The sequence below is a fragment of the Stenotrophomonas sp. 1L-E-5-B-C3 genome (assembly GCF_057292075.1).
In genome coordinates, this window is sequence record NZ_JBXAWS010000001.1 from 443,320 (window position 1) to 460,373 (window position 17,054).

General features: G+C 63.4%; 19 protein-coding genes and 1 tRNA gene. 6 read left to right on the plus strand and 14 right to left on the minus strand.

Features of this window, described 5'->3' with window-relative positions; translation table 11 throughout:
- The first annotated feature begins 88 nt into the window (after nucleotides 1–88).
- Nucleotides 89–808, plus strand: a complete 720-nt coding sequence (locus AC0Z6F_RS02155; RefSeq protein WP_024956731.1) for a hypothetical protein — start codon at nucleotides 89–91, stop codon at nucleotides 806–808.
- Nucleotides 809–885: 77 nt separating this feature from the next.
- Here the strand turns inward: AC0Z6F_RS02155 and AC0Z6F_RS02160 are convergent, their stop codons facing one another.
- The 11 genes from AC0Z6F_RS02160 to AC0Z6F_RS02210 form a co-directional block, all read right to left on the minus strand.
- Complete coding sequence (locus AC0Z6F_RS02160; protein WP_006375900.1) at nucleotides 886–1,911, minus strand: ArdC family protein; 1,026 nt, start codon at nucleotides 1,909–1,911, stop codon at nucleotides 886–888.
- Between the two features lie 68 nt (nucleotides 1,912–1,979).
- Complete coding sequence (locus AC0Z6F_RS02165) at nucleotides 1,980–2,195, minus strand: hypothetical protein (RefSeq protein WP_024956732.1); 216 nt, start codon at nucleotides 2,193–2,195, stop codon at nucleotides 1,980–1,982.
- 118 nt (nucleotides 2,196–2,313) lie between these two features.
- A complete protein-coding gene (locus AC0Z6F_RS02170) occupies nucleotides 2,314–4,245 on the minus strand; it encodes a DNA primase family protein (protein ID WP_006375901.1) in 1,932 nt (643 codons plus the stop codon).
- A gap of 69 nt (nucleotides 4,246–4,314) precedes the next feature.
- On the minus strand, nucleotides 4,315–4,497 hold the full coding sequence (locus AC0Z6F_RS02175; protein ID WP_141098938.1) for a ribbon-helix-helix protein, CopG family: 183 nt from the start codon (nucleotides 4,495–4,497) through the stop codon (nucleotides 4,315–4,317).
- A 490-nt stretch (nucleotides 4,498–4,987) separates the two neighbouring features.
- Nucleotides 4,988–5,251 (minus strand): hypothetical protein, encoded by a 264-nt coding sequence (locus tag AC0Z6F_RS02180; RefSeq protein WP_006375902.1) that lies wholly within the window; start codon nucleotides 5,249–5,251, stop codon nucleotides 4,988–4,990.
- 9 nt (nucleotides 5,252–5,260) lie between these two features.
- Nucleotides 5,261–5,512 (minus strand): hypothetical protein, encoded by a 252-nt coding sequence (locus tag AC0Z6F_RS02185; protein ID WP_006375905.1) that lies wholly within the window; start codon nucleotides 5,510–5,512, stop codon nucleotides 5,261–5,263.
- Nucleotides 5,505–6,161 (minus strand): DNA N-6-adenine-methyltransferase, encoded by a 657-nt coding sequence (locus AC0Z6F_RS02190; protein ID WP_049400621.1) that lies wholly within the window; start codon nucleotides 6,159–6,161, stop codon nucleotides 5,505–5,507. Before AC0Z6F_RS02190 ends, AC0Z6F_RS02185 begins: the two co-directional genes overlap by 8 nt.
- A gap of 107 nt (nucleotides 6,162–6,268) precedes the next feature.
- Entirely contained in the window at nucleotides 6,269–6,622 is a 354-nt protein-coding gene (locus AC0Z6F_RS02195) for a hypothetical protein (RefSeq protein WP_012480712.1), read from the minus strand.
- A 105-nt stretch (nucleotides 6,623–6,727) separates the two neighbouring features.
- Nucleotides 6,728–7,459 (minus strand): hypothetical protein, encoded by a 732-nt coding sequence (locus tag AC0Z6F_RS02200; RefSeq protein ID WP_006375976.1) that lies wholly within the window; start codon nucleotides 7,457–7,459, stop codon nucleotides 6,728–6,730.
- A complete protein-coding gene (locus AC0Z6F_RS02205; RefSeq protein ID WP_032971218.1) occupies nucleotides 7,459–8,982 on the minus strand; it encodes a site-specific integrase in 1,524 nt (507 codons plus the stop codon). Before AC0Z6F_RS02205 ends, AC0Z6F_RS02200 begins: the two co-directional genes overlap by 1 nt.
- 83 nt (nucleotides 8,983–9,065) lie before the next feature.
- A tRNA-Ser gene (locus AC0Z6F_RS02210) sits at nucleotides 9,066–9,155 on the minus strand.
- Between the two features lie 124 nt (nucleotides 9,156–9,279).
- Here AC0Z6F_RS02210 and AC0Z6F_RS02215 point away from each other — a divergent pair.
- Nucleotides 9,280–10,350 carry a DUF4241 domain-containing protein gene (locus AC0Z6F_RS02215; protein WP_485616360.1) on the plus strand — a complete coding sequence of 357 codons (1,071 nt, stop codon included), beginning with the start codon at nucleotides 9,280–9,282 and terminating at the stop codon, nucleotides 10,348–10,350.
- An 81-nt stretch (nucleotides 10,351–10,431) separates the two neighbouring features.
- On the opposite strand, the gene AC0Z6F_RS02220 is transcribed toward AC0Z6F_RS02215, so the two are convergent.
- Entirely contained in the window at nucleotides 10,432–11,424 is a 993-nt protein-coding gene (locus AC0Z6F_RS02220; protein ID WP_006375981.1) for a LysR family transcriptional regulator, read from the minus strand.
- A gap of 125 nt (nucleotides 11,425–11,549) precedes the next feature.
- Between AC0Z6F_RS02220 and AC0Z6F_RS02225 the strand changes: the two genes are divergently transcribed.
- Entirely contained in the window at nucleotides 11,550–12,137 is a 588-nt protein-coding gene (locus AC0Z6F_RS02225; RefSeq protein ID WP_006375983.1) for an FMN-dependent NADH-azoreductase, read from the plus strand.
- A gap of 231 nt (nucleotides 12,138–12,368) precedes the next feature.
- Entirely contained in the window at nucleotides 12,369–12,725 is a 357-nt protein-coding gene (locus AC0Z6F_RS02230) for an SH3 domain-containing protein (protein ID WP_012511513.1), read from the plus strand.
- 42 nt (nucleotides 12,726–12,767) lie between these two features.
- Here AC0Z6F_RS02230 and serS read toward each other — a convergent pair whose 3' ends face one another.
- Nucleotides 12,768–14,048: a serine--tRNA ligase gene (gene serS, locus AC0Z6F_RS02235; RefSeq protein ID WP_006376047.1), complete on the minus strand. Its 1,281-nt coding sequence runs from the start codon at nucleotides 14,046–14,048 to the stop codon at nucleotides 12,768–12,770.
- A 113-nt stretch (nucleotides 14,049–14,161) separates the two neighbouring features.
- Between serS and AC0Z6F_RS02240 the strand changes: the two genes are divergently transcribed.
- Together AC0Z6F_RS02240 and AC0Z6F_RS02245 are read left to right on the plus strand one after the other, a co-directional pair.
- Nucleotides 14,162–14,800 (plus strand): energy transducer TonB, encoded by a 639-nt coding sequence (locus AC0Z6F_RS02240; RefSeq protein WP_006376049.1) that lies wholly within the window; start codon nucleotides 14,162–14,164, stop codon nucleotides 14,798–14,800.
- Between the two features lie 119 nt (nucleotides 14,801–14,919).
- Nucleotides 14,920–15,492 carry an energy transducer TonB gene (locus AC0Z6F_RS02245; protein WP_100434925.1) on the plus strand — a complete coding sequence of 191 codons (573 nt, stop codon included), beginning with the start codon at nucleotides 14,920–14,922 and terminating at the stop codon, nucleotides 15,490–15,492.
- Nucleotides 15,493–15,708: 216 nt separating this feature from the next.
- Here the strand turns inward: AC0Z6F_RS02245 and aroA are convergent, their stop codons facing one another.
- Nucleotides 15,709–17,016 (minus strand): 3-phosphoshikimate 1-carboxyvinyltransferase, encoded by a 1,308-nt coding sequence (aroA, locus tag AC0Z6F_RS02250; protein ID WP_012511515.1) that lies wholly within the window; start codon nucleotides 17,014–17,016, stop codon nucleotides 15,709–15,711.
- Nucleotides 17,017–17,054: the final 38 nt, after the last annotated feature.

The following is a 17,054-nucleotide window of genomic DNA, read 5'->3' on the forward strand; positions in this document are numbered from 1 at the left end:
AGATCAGACTGGCCATTTCTTCCCCTTTCTCTCTCGCCCCTCCGCGTCTGGCAAGGAATCTGAAACCGGCAAGCTCTCCTGTCGTGCAATGTTCCTGATCGACATTCAACCTGTGATGATGTGGGAACGCTCTCCCTCAACCTGCCAAACCGTCTACGGAACTGGCAAAATTGCAGGATCACTCACAGGGGGAAATTGGATGTCCGACACAACCTACAGCCACCGCATCCTCAAGACTTATGGCCTGCTGGTGGACTTCGAAGGTAAACCACGCCTCAAGAACGTTCCGTCGCCTCTAACCGGTCAAAAGAAGGCAAAGGAGACGATGGAAAAGTGGACGCAGCGAGTGCTGGGGGATGAGGTCAGCAAGGTCCGCGTCTACCGACCGGCACGCGTTAAAAGTGACACACTCATTGCCAGCCTTACAGACACGCACGACGCCAAGCTGGTGCGTGACATTGTTCGCGGCGCCGTTCGCAAGAAGAGCAAATCAGCGAAAGCAAAGATTGAAGAGATCAAGGTGGAGCACGCCGCCGAGCTTAGAAAGCGCGGAGCCACCGCGAGAGAACTTCGGAAGGCACACGAAGAAGACCTGTCGGGAAAGCTCGATGATATCTTGGCTGCGACGGCCTATCTGCCGTTAGACGACCTTCAGGACTTGGTGGTGGAACTGGGAGAGGACTTGAGCCCATCGGTCCGCAACTGGGCACTTGCCCTGGCTCCGGCCAAGGATGCTGACGAGGTTTCCGTCATCGACGTTCTCAAGCAGATGCTCCTGCGCATGGACGTGCTGTCGAAGAATAAATAACCAGAATTTGTCAGCCACTGTCGCGCACCCTGCTGCCTCCCGACAGGCGGGTGCGCGTTCAGTCGCTTGTTCACGAATCAAACTGCCAAGTTCAGGCGCGCCCCTCTTGCCTTGAAGCGCGATCGAGACCGGTCGTTGGCGGCATGTTTTTCGATCTCATGCAGATTGGCCGCCACGGACTGCCGCTGCTGCTCAACCTTCTGGAGCGGCTCTCGAACCAACTCGGGCACCTTCAGGAACTCCACCACCCGCTCGGCCGCCGCCGCGGCTCGGAAGAGCTCCCGGGGATCGTCCCGGAGGATTTGGATCCACGACTTCACGTAAGCCGCGTGCTGGGTGGGATCGTGGCCAATGCCCAGGCGTTCGCCCATCAGCATGGATGACACCTCCGCGACCAGTTCTTCCTTGGCGTAGTCGATGCTCCCAAAAGCCCCTTTCTGATCGCGGTTGAGGCGGGTGGGAAAGCCGGTCCAGTGGCCCAGTTCGTGCAACGCGGTGGCGTAGTAGCCGCTGGCCGAGTGAAAGGTGTTGCGCTGGGGCAAGTGGATGCTGTCGGTCATCGGACGGTAGAACGCTTGGTTGCCCCCGTCGTGGTGGATCTCGGCTCCGCTGTCTCTCAGCACCGCTTCGCAGGCCTGGTGAATGTCGGGCTCTGGGCGCGCGGCTGGCAGGACCAGTGCCGGCAACCCATCGATCTGCATCGCGTTGAACACGCGTGGGAAGAAGACCTTGGGGTGGGCCTTGGCGATGAGGTCGGGGTCCCCGCTCTTCTTGGCCTCCTCCACCCGCGACCAATCCCAATACTCAATCACGCTGGCCTTCTCGCCCTTGCGCACCTGAGCGCCCACGGCCGCGGCTTGCTTGTAAGTCATCCACCGGTTGTCCTGGGTGTCCCAGGCGCTCTGAAGGGCCCACAGGTGGAGCAGGTTTCCGCCCCGGTAGCTCTTGCCAGTCGTGGGGTTCATGGGCAACCCGAGGTCCACGCGGGCGTCCCAGGGTTTGAGAAAGGGACCGGTGCCCTCCTCCATCTGGCGGATCAAGCGCTCGACGACGTCGCGGGAATGACGCTGAAGGAAGCTTTCGTTGGGGGTGGCATCGGACACGGGCAGGCTCTCCTGGAAGGCAAGGAAAGGCGCCTGTCGGCAACGCCAAGGGGGTTAGGCTGGAAACTTCAATCGTGAATGGTGACGGCGCGTCCCTGCTCCAACAGGTTCTCCAGCAAAGCCAAGGCCCGTTCGATGGTCAAAGCGGTGCCGGGGCCCCCGTCGCCCTCCTGGAGCTGCACGCGGATGCCCTCGGGGGTTCGTTGCACGGTGAAACGGGGGGACGCCGCCAGGGAGTCCTGGCGGTCCATGCTGTCGTCTACAAAGGCATCGGAAGGGGTCATGGTTTCAGCATGCGACAGGATACGGATTTGGCAAGTCCGGGCTGGACCGTTAGCGTCACCGACCAATCCATTGGCTAGAGCTGATACGGAAGATGGGAACACGGATTTGGCCCCGCCTTTACGACCGCCGTTGGCGCGCATCCCCATCTCCCACCTTTCCGCCACCTTGGGTTTCGCTGCTTTCTCGGCCCGCCAACGGCTCACCGAACAGCGCACGAATCTCCAGTTCATTGATACGTTCCTGCAGCTGGAGTTGGATTGCCTTGGCTCTGGTGCGCCCTGCCTCCTCCCTCAACGCATCGGCATGGAGAGCTCCCATCTCAGCCGCCTGCTGCTGAGCGCTCAAGCGGTCGAATCGACGCTCCATCTCTTCCTGCCGAGCCCCTTGCTGTTCGAGGGTGGGCGTCACATCGGTTTCCCAAGGCTCCAAAGACTGAGAGCGCTCCTGCGCCACGCGCAGTGCTGTCACGGTCGCCGATGATCTCAACGGCAGATCGCCACAGGCCTCGCCGACGGTGGCTGCTCCGTTGATTCGCAGGCGCACGCATTCTTCCTGTTTGCCATTGATGCGACGGTTCGAGCGGGCGCCGTCGTCCAGGCCCATCTCTTTCAAGCCTCGCCAGAACTGGCGACCGGTGAGGAGATCGATGTCCGCCAGCCCTTGTCGGTAGCCCCAGTTTTTGTAGTTCTCGTAGACCTGCCGCATGGAAAGCGTGCACTCATCCGTCTCAATGCGCACCACGCGCTCGGCTTGAGCCCAAGCCATGACCTGGTCGCTGCCATGGCGGGCGGCCAGCTTCGCTGCGCGCACGGCTTCGGGCATGTCGGCGTCGGTGTCGGACAACGCCCTACCACGGGCCACGATGCGTCGGGCGCCTTCGAGCATCCAGTCCAGCACAAGCTGGCCTTCCTCTGCCAGGATGTTCTTGACCAGATCAGGGTCGTGCTGGTTGACCGGTACCGCCTTCTTCCAGTGCACGACGGTGAGGCGGCGCCACACCCCGTTGCTCTTGTCGCGGATGAAGGGGGCCGAATTGGACGTGATGATCCACTTGGCCGTGGAATGGTAGCTCGCCAGCTGCTTCTGGTTCTTCCGGTCGATGCCAATGCCATTGCCAGAGACCATCGTCTTGAACCGACCTTCGGCCCACTTCTCGCACTCCACTTCGTCCACCAGGATCAGGCTGGCGCCAATCATGGGTTCCAGGCTGAAGCGGTCGCCCAAAGTTTCAAGGTTGCAGCGGGCCACCTGACGGTGCATCGCTTCCACGATTTCCGCCAGGGTGGATTTGCCAGAACCTGCGACGCCGTGCCACCAGGCGGCCTGGCTGTAGACACCCGGCAACAGGGTCATGCCGCACTGCTCCTGGAGCAGGTCGATGACGCGCGGGTCGTCGTGGGCTTGGCGGAGGAACTTGGCGAATCGCGAGTCAGCCGGCAAAGGCTGGGGCTTGTATGCATGGCCCTGCCTGCCACCACAGGCCACCCTGACCGCGTGGGTCATGCCCAAGGCGGGATCAGGAGCGAGCACATGGAAACCGCCGGGAAGGATTTCCACGTAGCCGTCTGCCACCGGCACGATGGCCCGCTTGGCTTGGGCTGGCATGGGGTTTTTCTGGCGCAGCCGAAGGGAAGCCATGTCCCAGCAGTCCTTGGCGAGCTTGGGGCTGCCCGCGAAATCGGCGTTGCGGTCGATCCAATCGGATGCCACACCCACACCTTCCGCGTCGCTGATCGCTTGCCAGTAGGTACCGTTCCAATGGTGTACGATCTCGCCGGTGCCGCTGGTGGCTTGGCACGCCCACAAGCGATCGACGCATTCGGTGGTGCGGCGGGCAAACAGGATGGGGAGCGACGGTGGCTTGCGCTGGCCCTCTCGATCAACCGAGTGGCGGTAGAGCTGCTTGTGCTCCTCTGCCTCCAGGTTGACCTTGCGGGCGGAGGCTTCCGCACCCAGGAAACGCGACGCTTCGAATGGCACGATGTTGCTTGGCTCTTCCGTCGTCGGGTTGACAGCCTTCCCTTTTGGGGACACATTGGTTGTAGACATTGTTGTTGGCTCCTCTCAAACCCTCGCCCTGGCCGGTGGGGGTTTGTCGTTGTGGGGGGACAGGCTTGCTCAGGCAGCGCGCGGGAGAGCGGTTTCCAAGGCGCGGCGAATGAACTCGCTCTCTGTCATCTCGTTTTCGGCCGCGGCGAGACGAAGGCGTTCGGCCAAGGGGCGTTTGATCCGAACGTGCTTTTTCACGCTGGCGCGGATGCTGTAAGTCGGCGGCGACGAGGGATGGGTGGCGGCGTTCACGGTGGCAACTCCGAAGGTGAAAGGTTTGGTGTGTCCCACATGGGGGACACTTCCACTCAACCACTCCAGGAGCTTTCCGCAACCCACGGTTTTTGACTAAACACGAAAACTGCGGAATCTCTCGCACTTTTTCCGGAAGCCCTGTTCTGCTGGCTTTCCCTTCCCTGCTGGTCTTCCATTAGCCAGCAGAAAGAGAAGACCAGCAGGAAGACCAGCAGCTACAAACCCTTGATTCCAAAAGCTTTGCATTCATAGAAAACCGTTCCGCTGGTCTGCTGGGTCAAAAAAGAATCGGTTTTGAAATTTGAGATACCAACACTTTCCATGCGATTTGGACGCATTTGCACAGGGGAGTTGAATCGAAAGCCAGCAAGCCAGCAGCGCACTTTTAGTCGCAGAAATCCCTTGGGATTCAACGACCTTGCACTACTGGTCTTCCTGCTGGCCTTCGATCGCTGCTGGCTAGTGGAAGACCAGCAGCCGGAAGTTCCTACTCATTTTCGGCCAAACACTCCAGTTGCTCGCGCTTGCGATCGGTCAAGAACGGATGCTGAAACTCCCTCCCGCTTTCCACCTCCGTCACCACCACGTGTTCTTCAATCGTAAGGGCGCCATGGTGCCAATCGATGGCATCCAACTCCGCCAAGGACAGTCGCGCGAATGCCTCCATTGCCTCGGACTGGGTCTGGGCAAAGACCTCAATCACCTTGCTCACCAAGTAGTCACCCCGGACGACGAATTCGTAAGTTCCCATCGGCTCCTCCTAATAGTTGAGGTGGTGGCGCATGGTTGGACAAGGCCAGTTGAGATCTTCGCGTTCGGAACCATCGGGGCTGATGACCTCCACAAAGCCGTAGATCTCCTCCAACTCGGTACGCCAGCCACCGGCATGAATGTCAGCCACTCCCATCGAGTTCAGAATCTCCAAGGCTGCCGCCTCTGAGTCCGCGTCGATTCGGATTTCCAATTCGGCCGTCGCGCGGCCCAAGACAACAACGTTCCAGCGATCAGCCATTGGAGCTCTCCTGGTTCGCCGTGGCCACCTGCCCTACCCGCTGGATGGCAAAGAACTTCCCGTGCAACGCACCGCTCGCCTGCGCTTGCTGAAGGTGATCGGCGGCGCGCTTGCCGTAAGTCACCACCAACGATCCCGACGGCGCTGCCGTGCCGGTGGTTCCGTCGGGACGCACAAACCTCAGCCTCCCACGGGTGAACAGGATCGCCGTCGCGTTGGGGTGGGAAAGCACGCAGTCGTGCATCCATCCCGTCTCCATGTTGACCGGCACCAGGGCGATACCGCCGCCGGGGTGGTTGGCCAGCTTGCTCAACCACTTCTCAATCCCTTTTCCGTAAGGCGGATTCATCCACACGAATGCCTGCTTGGGCCACGGCGTAGCCAAGCCGTCCTGGCTCGGCGGGATCATCCGGCTGGCCGTGGGTGCGGGCAGCCGCGACGGGTCTTCGGGCGTGCAAGGATCGAGGTCAAAGCCGCGCCTTCCCCCCAGCGCCCTGACGATGGCAGGCGGGGTATACCAATCGACGCTCGTGTGGGCCTTGTCGCTTGCCTTGTAGCAAACGGAGGTGAGCCGGGTGGGTTTAGCCGCTACGAGGCGCTTGGAGCGGGTTGCTGCGTTGAACGGCAGAACGTTGGACTTGGGCTGCATGAGGATTCTCCAGGCAAGGCTCCGTCAGCACGGCTGCGTTGCCGCGTTGAAGAATGGGTTTTGGGAGTTGGGCTTGAACCAGCCCGAGAGGCGCTGCTGGCGGCGGGTTACCACCAAGAGTTGTAGAACACGTCCCAACCGTCGTTGATCAATGCGCGGGCCTGCGCAATGAAGTCCAGATCTTCTTCAGCTCGATCGGGATCCGATTCACCGAAGAAGAAGCCTTGGGTATAAGGCAAATCATCGTTCAGCACAGCCTGTTCCAACGCATCAAGATCGTCCAATCCAAGGAATACGGGAACTTGGTTGAAATCGAAGGGATCAACCTGCCCCGTCCTAGCACTGTGCAACTTGAACATCCAACCATGAAGGTTCGGATGCTTTCGCCAGTAGAAAAATAGTTCTTGAGTGCGATCTCGCACATCAGTGCGGGTCTTGACCGCATACATATCGAGGCCCATCGGCTTGCTCCATCGCCCCGACCACCGAGGCGTTGGAGTAATCATCCGAACTGAGAGCCTCCATCGATACGGATATTGGAGGCCTCCAATATCCGTTAGCAGCCGTTACATTCGCCCATTGCGCTTGTCGGGCATCTTTGGAGGCGCCGGCTGCAGGCGTTCGTGCAGCGCTTGTTCGATCACCCCAGCTCGCGAGGCGTCGAGCTGCTGAGCCAGGTCCCGCAGACGGCTGGCCTGGGCTTGGGCTGCGTTGTTGAATGCGTCCACCCACTGGCGCTTGACGTCAGGGTTTTGCCAAGGCTGGGCGAAGGCCTCGGTCAGCGTGCAGACCCGAATCCCAAGCCCTATTTGCACGCCCAATGCTTGGAGCTGGCGAATTAACGCATCGCTGATGGGTTGGTCAGTCAGTGGCTCCAGGAAGAACTGCTTAGCCTTGGACCCTTTGGCCACCAGAAACGGCAGTTCTGCAGTTAGGAGGGTGTCGATCGCAACGCCCCGTTCGCTCAACGGCTTCCACAGGCCCTTAGCCTTGAGCTCGGCTGCCCAGGCCATCAACGGAACAAGGGTGGTCGAGCGCTTGCGAGTTCCCTTCACCGTGAACAGCGTCCCTTTTGGGGAGTGTTCCTTCAAGAGGTGTTGCAATTGGGCCGTGCTGATCGCCAACACCCCAGCGGCCTCATTGAAGCTCAACGCCACGTCCACCTTGGGCCGCTGTTTCGCTAGGCGCAAATGGTCTGCGATCTTCTTCTCCATCTGGCCCACGTTTTCGGTGCCAGAGAGCTTGCCGAGAAAGCGATCGATGGCGCGGCGGTAAGCATCAGCAGCAGTAAGGGCCATTAGTTCGGCTCGCTCCCCTTACGGCCGACCTTTGAAGAGCGCGCGGCAGCATTGCTGCTTCGCCGCCCGACCTTGCGCGCCGGCAGGGTGCGCAGCGCCTCCAGGTCGATTCCGTAATCTAGGACACCCAAAGCTGGCGTTCCTCCGGCACCGTTGAGCTTCTCACTCACCGTAAAGGGCCTGCTGTAAGTCGCGTGGTGTTCGTCGTCCAATTCGTGGCCGACGATTTGGGCTCGCATCTCAGAGGCCACACCGCTGCCCTGCATCTCCTGAATCACGGTCTTTCGGAGACTATGGAAACCACGTTTCGCTTTCGACCACCCACCACTGTGCTTTTGGAGGTAGTAGCTGAACGCCTTCGATATCCAGTTCCCCGCACCATTCTTCGCCTTACTGTCAGCCTGCGGAAACAATCGCCAGTCCCCGCTCTCCCTTCGTTCGGCGACGTAGTCCAAGAAACCAAGCTTGATCAGGTCGGGATGCAACGGGACGACCCGATTGGAAACATCGGTCTTCAATCGCTGATCCTCCCCCTCATCGGTAAACCGTATGCACGGGATTCCCTCCTCTTCCTTGACGTCCAGGGTAAACAGCTGCCCCACCTCACCTGCCCGGGCGCCCGTATACAGGCCCAACAAAGCCGCCCAGCGCGCTCCCGTTGAAAGCTGCTTGAAGCTATCAGGCGCGAAGAGTTGATGAACCTGATCCAAGGTAAAGGCCTGGAAGCCAAATTTTCTGCGCTTGCGCTTCTCCGCCATCGAAACGCTGACGTGACCTGCGGCGACATTGTCTCCCTTGAGCACGTAGCCTGAAGCCATTGCCCAAGTGAAGAATCCTCTCTTTCCTGCGAGGTAGCTCTGGCGATTGTTGAGCGTAGAACGCGTTAACCCGCGCTTGGCCAAATGGTCGTAGAAGCGGGCCATCTCAGGCCGCGTGATGGTGTGCAGCTCGCGCTCGGCGCCCAAGAACTCGATCAGCTCTGTCACGGGAAGCAGTTTGATGCCGACCGTTTTGACCTCGATGTCCTCGGCGGCGACTTTATCCTGCCAGATTCGCTTCGCATCGATCAGGCTGATGGTCTCAGATGGCAGGGGCTGCGCCGCCGCTGATTCCAACGGGTTTGGCCCAGCCGCCGCCGGAACTGCACCCGTATCACGGAAGTGGAACTTGCCGATTTCTTCCAGCGCCTCCATTGCTCGAGCATGGTCGGCCGCATCCGTGGTCCGAAGACGGAAGCCCGGCAAGTCAATTTCATAACGCCGGGAGCCGTTCTCCGCGACGCTGCGCAGAACATCCTCAACCGTGAGTCCCTTCTTGGTCATGCACCCATCCCTGATGGCATCGAATGCTTGAGCATAACGCTGCGCGATGGCCAAGGCAGCCACTCTTGCGCTATGCAGTTGGATGCCCAAGGGATGCTTGACGAAAGGTTTGCCGACGATACCGCGCATGTCCGTCGGAACGCGCATGCGAAACTGGTAACGACCTGTGGAAGAGCGAGTGAGATAGCTTGGTAATCGCATCGGAGTTGTGCCCCGATTTGTGCCCCAAGCCGCCCTTCAAGACCTTAAAAAATGTCGTTTAAAAACAAACACTTACTAAGGATTGGCGGAGAGAGTGGGATTCGAACCCACGGAAGGTTTAACCCTTCGCCGGTTTTCAAGACCGGTGCCTTAAACCGCTCGGCCATCTCTCCAATCGGGTCCCGGTCGCCCGGGCAGCGGCGTATTCTCGCACGTGAAGGGCATTTGCCCAAGACCACCCTTGCCCCCGCCCTTCGCATCCGGCACGGTGGGGCCTTCACCGCAATCGGACTCCCCATGGCCCACCTCGATCTGGCCAACCTGCGCACCGCCCTGCTGGACGACACCCAGCTGGCCGCAGTGGCCCTGCACCGCACGTTCGCCGGGCACCTGCCGGTCAGCAGTGGGCATGTGGTGGTCTGCGATCCGCTGGTCCAGGCCGAGGCGCCGGCGCTGGCCGACTACACTGCCCCGCTGGGCCGGCATCCGGTCGAGATCATCGTGCACAGCGGCCGCCCGGCACTGGCCGTGGTCTGGTTCAAGCCCCGCGAAGCCCTCACTGCGTCTGCCCTGCACTGGCAGATGGCACGCTGGACCACGCAGGACCTCACTGGACTGGATGAGGACAGCTTCATTGGCTATCCGGTCGACGCCGGCATCGGCTGCTTCATGGACACCGACACCCAGCAGGCGCTGCTGGCCTTGATTGAACAGGCCGGTGGCGACGAAGACAACGCGTGGTCGGATGCGCTGATCGACCATGACGGCCTGGATGACGGCGCCGAATACCGCCCCTGGGGCGAGGACTCACCACACGGCCTGGTCGTGTTCACCAGCGGCTGGGGCGACGGCGTCTATCCGAGCTATTGGGCGCTGGATACGTCCGGCATTCCGGTCGCTCTGGTCACCGATTTCCTGTGCATCCAGGGCGGTGATGGGCGCGACGATCGCGAGATCGCCGACCAGGCCTATCGCGACGGTCTTCCGCCCAAAGAAGCCGAAGCACTGGCACGACTCGTTGCCGCCGTGGACCGCGACGACCCGGATGCGCTGCGAGAGCTGTTGAAGGATGCGCCGCAGCGCGCCAACCAGATCGAGCCGGGTTGCGGCGGCACCGCCCTGTTCGAGGCGATCCGCCTGGACCGCCCACAGGCACTGCAGGTGCTGCTGCAGGGCGGCGCGTTGCCCGCAATGCCCGAGCGCCTGCACATGAGCAAGGTGACAAGCTATCTGGATTACGCGCGCTTCCTGAAGAAGCCACGCAGCGCGGAACTGACGGCGGTGCTGGAGGCGCCAGTCATTGCCGAACCCAGACCAGCCGCACCGCCGCGGCGCAGCTTCTGGGACCGGCTGTTCGGCCGGAACTGACCGGGGCCGGAAAGCAGCAACGCCGGGCATGGCCCGGCGCTACCGTTTCACAGATTGGCGGTGCGGTTGCGGCCAGGTGCCTCAGCCCGCGTCCACCGCCAGCGCGCCCAGCGCACTGGCCTTGATCCGCTCCTTGGCCTTTTCACAGGCGCCACCGCAATCCAGGCGCGAGGCCTCCAGCTGCGGCGGCAGGTGCTCGGCCAGGAAGTCGATGAACACGCGCACCGCCGGCAGCAGGCCGCGGCGCGAGGCGAACACGGCATGGCACACGCCCTGCGGCAGCGACCAGTCCGGCAGCACCACTTCCAGTTCGCCGTTGCGCACCGCATCGGCGCACACGGTTTCCGGCAGCATGGTGATGCCGAAACCGTCCTTCACCATGCTCTGCAGCAGCGGGAAGTCGAAACCGGCCACCCGCGGCTGCAGGTCGACCCGGCGCACTTCGCCTTCCGGGCCGTGCAGCTCCCAGCGCTGGCGGGCTTCGTCTTCGCTGATGCTGAGGGTGACGTGCTGGGTCAGCTCTTCAGGATCCTTCGGCCGGCCAGCGCGATCCAGGTACTTCGGGCTGGCCACCAGCAGTTCCTGCACTTGGCCGAAGCTGCGCATCACCAGGCTGCCATCGTCGTCCAGGCGCGAACGCACGCGCAGGGCCACGTCGTAGCCTTCATTGATGATGTCCACGCGGCGGTTGCTGATGTTCAGCTGCAGCCGCACCTTCGGGTACTGCTCAAGGAACTTGGGCAGCAGCTTGGGCAGCTGCATCTGCGCCAGCGATACCGGCACGCTGGCACGCACCAGGCCGCGCGGTTCCGCACTGAGGCGGTCCACCACTTCGCGTGCGGCCTGCGCCTCGGCCAGCATCGTCTGCGCGTGACGATGCACGCTGGTGCCGACGTCGGTCACCGCGAAACGACGCGTGGAGCGCTGCAGCAGGCGCACGCCCAGGTCGGTTTCCAGCTGGCTGATGCGGCGGCTCAGGCGCGACTTGGGGATACCCAGAGCGCGCTCGGCGGCAGCGAATCCACCGTGGTCGACCACCATCGCAAAGTAGTACAGGTCATTCAGGTCATGCATGCCCGAGTTCCATATCTAGAACAATACGTGGCATTCAACCACCTTTATCCCGCCTTTGCAACAACCTATCGTTCTCTCCGTCGGCGGGGCCACCCGCCCTTCCCTCCAGAACATAGGTGACTGCCATGAAGCTTCTGCATCTCGACGCCAGCGTGCTTGGCGAGAACTCCGTCTCCCGCCACCTGACCGCCGCCGTGGTGGCCCGGTTCAAGCAGCAGGTTGAAGGCCTGCAGGTTGATTATCGCGATCTTGACGCCAATCCGGTACCGCATCTGCGCAGTGGTTCGCTGGCCAAGACCGACGCGGCCGAAGCTGCCGAGGCTGAACAGGTGCTCGAGCAGTTCCTGGCGGCTGACATCGTGGTGATCGGTGCGCCGATGTACAACTTCAGCATCCCCTCCACCCTGAAGGCCTGGATCGACCGCGTCGCCGTGGCCGGCCGCACGTTCAAGTACACCGAGAACGGCCCGGTGGGCCTGGCCGGTGGCAAGCGGGTGATCGTGGTCAGCAGCCGTGGCGGCATCTATACCGATTCGCCGGCCGACTTCCAGGAACCCTTCCTGCGCCAGACGTTCGCCTTCTGGGGCATCAACGACATCGAGTTCGTGCGTGCGGAGGGCATTGCCTACTCGCCGCAGCACCGCGAAGACGCCATTGCCGGCGCACTGGCCGCGCTGCCGTCTCACGAAGCGGCTGAAGCCGCCGCGGCGTAACGCGTTCCAGCGTTCGGCGCCGCTCTCTCTCCTCGTCGAGGCGCTGAACGCGGGCCGGGATCCCCTCCCCCATCCCGGCCCACCCTGGCGGCCCCGCTTAGCGGGGCCGTTTTTTTGCGTGCCGATTCTTGTCCGCCGGGCATGGCCCGGCGCAACCCGTGCAGGTGCCGGCATGGTCCGGCCGGCTCCGGTAGCGCCGGGCCATGCCCGGCGGAAGCGGTACAGTGGTTCATGAACTACATCGTGACCACTGCACATCGCAGCGAATTTCCGCACCCGATCACACTGCGCCGAGGCCAGGCACTGGTGGTGGGCGAACGTTATGAAGGCCCCGAGGGCTGGGAAGACTGGTTCCTGTGCGAAGCCGAGGGCCAGCAGCCCGGATTCGTGCCGGCGCCGGTGATCGGCCGCGATGCGCAGGGTGGCGCATTTGCCACGGAAGACTACTGCGCGCGGGAACTGGATGTGGATCCCGGGCAGCTGCTGCGCGGGCAACGCACGCTCAATGGCTGGGCGTGGTGCGCGCCGGAGACGGGCGAACCCGGATGGGTGCCGTTGGAGAAGCTGCGGGCTGCAGAAACCCCGTAGCGCCCGAGCCTGCGCTCGGGCGGCAGCACAAAGCGCAGGCTATCAGCCGATGGTTTCCAGGCCACCCATGTACGGGCGCAGGGCCTCCGGCACGGTGATGCTGCCGTCGGCGTTCTGGTAGTTCTCCATCACCGCGATCATCGCGCGGCCGACGGCCACGCCCGAGCCGTTCAGCGTGTGCGCCAGTTCCGGCTTGCCCGTGGCCGGGTTGCGCCAGCGGGCCTGCATGCGGCGGGCCTGGAAGTCACCACAGTTCGAGCACGAGGAGATCTCGCGGTAGGTCTCCTGCGACGGCAGCCAGACTTCCAGGTCGTAGGTCTTCACCGCCGAGAAGCCCATGTCGCCGGTGCACAGCAGCACCTTGCGGTACGGCAGGCCCAGCTTCTCCAGCACCACTTCGGCGCAGCGGGTCATGCGCTGGTGTTCGGCGTCGCTGTCTTCCGGGCGGCTGATCGAGACCAGCTCGACCTTCTCGAACTGATGCTGGCGGATCATGCCGCGCACATCGCGACCACCGCTGCCGGCCTCGGCACGGAAGCACATCGAGTGAGCGGTCATGCGCAGCGGCAGGCGTTCGGCATCGACGATCTCGTCGCGCACGATGTTGGTCAGCGGCACTTCCGAGGTCGGGATCAGGTAGCGCGTAGAGTCACCCACGGCAGTCTTGAACAGGTCGTCCTCGAACTTCGGCAGCTGGCTGGTGCCGCGCAGCGAATCGGCATTGACCAGCAGCGGCACGTTGGTTTCCTCGTAGCCGTGCTCACCGGTGTGCAGGTCGACCATGAACTGGGCCAGCGCACGGTGCAGGCGCGCGATCGGGCCGCGCAGCACGGTGAAGCGCGAACCCGACAGCTTTGCAGCGGTTTCGCCGTCCAGCCAACCGTTGCGTGCGCCCAGCTCAACGTGGTCCAGCACCTTGAAGTCGAACTGGCGCGCAGTGCCCCAGCGCGCCTGCTCGACGTTGTCGTTCTCGTCGGCACCGGCCGGCACGTCATCGGCCGGAAGGTTCGGGATACCCATCGAAATGGCGTCGATCTTCTCGCGCAGCTCGTCCAACGCCACTTCCGAGGCCTTCAGCTCGTCGGCGAAGGCGGCGACCTCGGCCATGATGGCCGAGACGTCCTCGCCCTTGGCCTTGGCCTGGCCGATGGCCTTGGAACGGCTGTTACGCAGGCTCTGCAGCTCCTGTGTCCGCACCTGGATGCGCTTGCGATCGGCCTCCAGGGACTCCAGGGCAGACACGTCGAGCTCGAAGCCGCGGCTGGTGCGCAGGCGTTCGGCGAGGTCGGCGGGCTGGTGGCGGAGCAGGGCTGGATCAAGCATGGCAGGTGTCGTGGTGGGTATCAGGAACGGGATTATCGCTTGTTATACGGATTTCTGCCGCCCGGTTCATTCCCGCCGTGGCAGAATCGGGCTATTCCGTACTGGTCCGGTCCATGTCTGCACCCCGCTCGTCGTCCGCCAAGTCGTTCACTGTGCATATCCCGCGCAACGCCCTGAAGATCGCCGGCATCGCCTTCGGCGTGGGCGTGCTGCTGTTCGTGCTGGTCTGGCTGACCGGCCGTGACAAGGAGTTCTTCCGCGCCGACCCGGCAGCACAGACCCCGCAGGAAACCGCCCAGGTGGAGCCCCTGCCGGAACCGTTGGCCGCTGCGGCCGGTTCCAGCGACATGCCAGACGCCAAGCCGGCACCGGTGGAGGAAGAAGCGCCGAAGCTGGTCGAAACCGCTCCGCCGCCGCCCGCCCCGATCGCCGAGCCGTCCCCGGCCGCCCCAAGCGCGGCACCGGCCGCCACCGGCAACAGCCAGCCGATGCCGATTGCCGGCCAGTCGCCGCCGCCGTCCTATCCCGCCGCGGCACTGCGCGCCGGTGAAACCGGTACGGTGGTGGTACGCGTGGATGTGGATGCCACCGGCTACCCGAACAACACCACGCTGATCCAGCGCAGTGGTTCACGCGAGCTCGACCGTGCCGCCACCGACGCCGTGCGGCGCTGGCGCTTCACTCCGGCACAGAGCAACGGCCAGGCCGTGCCCGGCAGCATTGAAGTGCCGTTCGACTTCAAGACGCAGTAACTGAACGCTTTCCGGCAGGCAAACTGAACCCTGCCGGTGGCGTTGACGCAACGCTGACACTCCTCGTCCGTGGCTCGGGCAACACTTCCCACGTCGTCAAGTGACGGAAGGAGTTTGCGATGACTGCCACCACCCACGAGAACCTCCACTCGCCGCATCTGCCGCAGGATTCCAGCGCGCAGCACACGCCCACGTCGCCTTGGATGTGGATCGCGCTGATCGTGGCGATGTTTGCTGCCGCCCTGCTCTGGTTGCGTTACTCCAACCAGGAAGATGTGGCGCCGGCACCGGTCGGTGAGCGCATGTTGCCGGCCCCTGAGCAGGCTGCGGCGATCGATGCAGCGGCACCTGCAACGCGCCGGGCCGCCCCGGCCTCAAGCCAGCGCGAGGCTGCGCCAGTGGTGCGTAATCGTGAAGCACGCCCGCTGGCCAGCAACCGCATGCCCACCTACCCCGCTGCCGCACTGCGCAGTGGCGTACAGGGCAGCGTGATCGCCAGCCTGAATGTCGACACCCGCGGCAATGTCGCCAACGCTGCGATCGTTTCGCGCAGCGGCGAGCGCAGCCGTGACCTGGATCGTGCGGTACTCAACACCGTGCAGAACTGGAAGTTCCAGCCGGCAATGCATGAAGGCCGTGCAGTAGCAAGCGTGGTGCGGGTTCCGGTGGATTTCCGTACCGAGCAGCGTTGATCGCGGACGAGGGGTTCGTGATGTTTCGACGGAGGCTTCGGCCTCCGTCCTTTTATGCGGAGAAGCGTGCCGACCAAGGTCGGCACCTACCGGGCGATGGAAGCATGCCGACCAAGGTCGGCAGCTACCAGGGCGCGCCATCCGCCGGGCATGGCCCGGCGCTACCCATGCGTTGTCCCGGTAGCGCCGGGCCATGCCCGGCGGATTCGGTGCCGCTCAGCCCAGATTGAACCCGGCGCCGCGCGCCAGACCATCGAAATCCGGGAAGGAAGTGGCGACGTTGGCGATGTCGTTGATGCGCACTTCGCCGTCACTTATCTGGCCGGCGATGGCGAAGGCCATGGCGATGCGATGGTCGCCGTGGCTTTCGATGGTGCCGCTGCCCAGGCGCACACCGCCGTGCAGGGTGGCGCCGTCTTCGGTTTCGTCCACCTGCATGCCCAGCGCACGCAGGCCGGTCGCCATCGCGGCAAGACGGTCCGATTCCTTCACTCGCAGTTCGGCGGCACCACTCACCACGGTCTGCCCTTCGGCGGCCGCAGCGGCCACGAACAGCGCAGGGAACTCGTCGATCATGTCCGGCACCAATTCCTCCGGAATGCGCGCGCCCTTCAGCGGCGCGTAGCGCACCACCAGGTCCGCCACCGGTTCACCGCCCTGCTCGGCCGGGTTCTCTTCGCTGATGTCCGCACCCATCAGGCGCAGCGCGTGCAGCAAACCGGTGCGACGCGGATTCAGGCCGACCTGCTTCAGGCGCAGTTCGGAGCCGGGAATGATGCTGGCAGCCACCAGATAGAACGCGGCCGAGGAGAAATCGGCGGGCACCACGATGTCGGTGGCACGCAGGCGCTGGCCGCCACGCAGCCGAGCCTTGCCCGGCGAGAATTCGATCTCCACCCCGAATGCAGAGAGCATGCGCTCGGTGTAGTCGCGGGTCGGGTGGGGTTCCACCACGCTGGTTTCGCCCTGCGCATACAGGCCGGCCAGCAGCACCGCCGACTTGATCTGCGCGCTGGCCACCGGCGAGGCGAAGTCGATACCGTGCAGCGACTGGCCGCCATGCACGTGCAACGGCGGCGTGCCATCGCTTTCGGTGTCGATCTTCGCACCCATCTGCGACAGCGGGCCAGTGACGCGGCGCATCGGGCGACCTGACAGCGACTCATCGCCGATCAGCGTGCAGTCGAACGCCTGGCCCGCCAGCAGGCCGGCCAACAGGCGCATGCCGGTACCGGCGTTGCCGCAGTCCAGCGGCGCATCCGGCGCCTTCAGGCCGTCGATGCCGACGCCGTGCACGATGCGCTGCGACGGGCTGGGGGTTTCGATGCGCACGCCCAGCTGGCCGAAGATGCGCGCAGTCGCGCGGGTGTCCTCGCCTTCCAGGAAGCCTTCGATATGCGAGGTGCCATCGGCCAGCGCGGCGAACATCACCGAGCGGTGCGAGACCGACTTGTCGCCGGGAATGGTCAGGCTGCCCTGCAGCGGCTGGCCCTTGCGGGCAATCCAGTGTTGCGCGTTGCTCATCGTTCGATCATTCCGTAAACGCCGGCAGCACCGGCGAT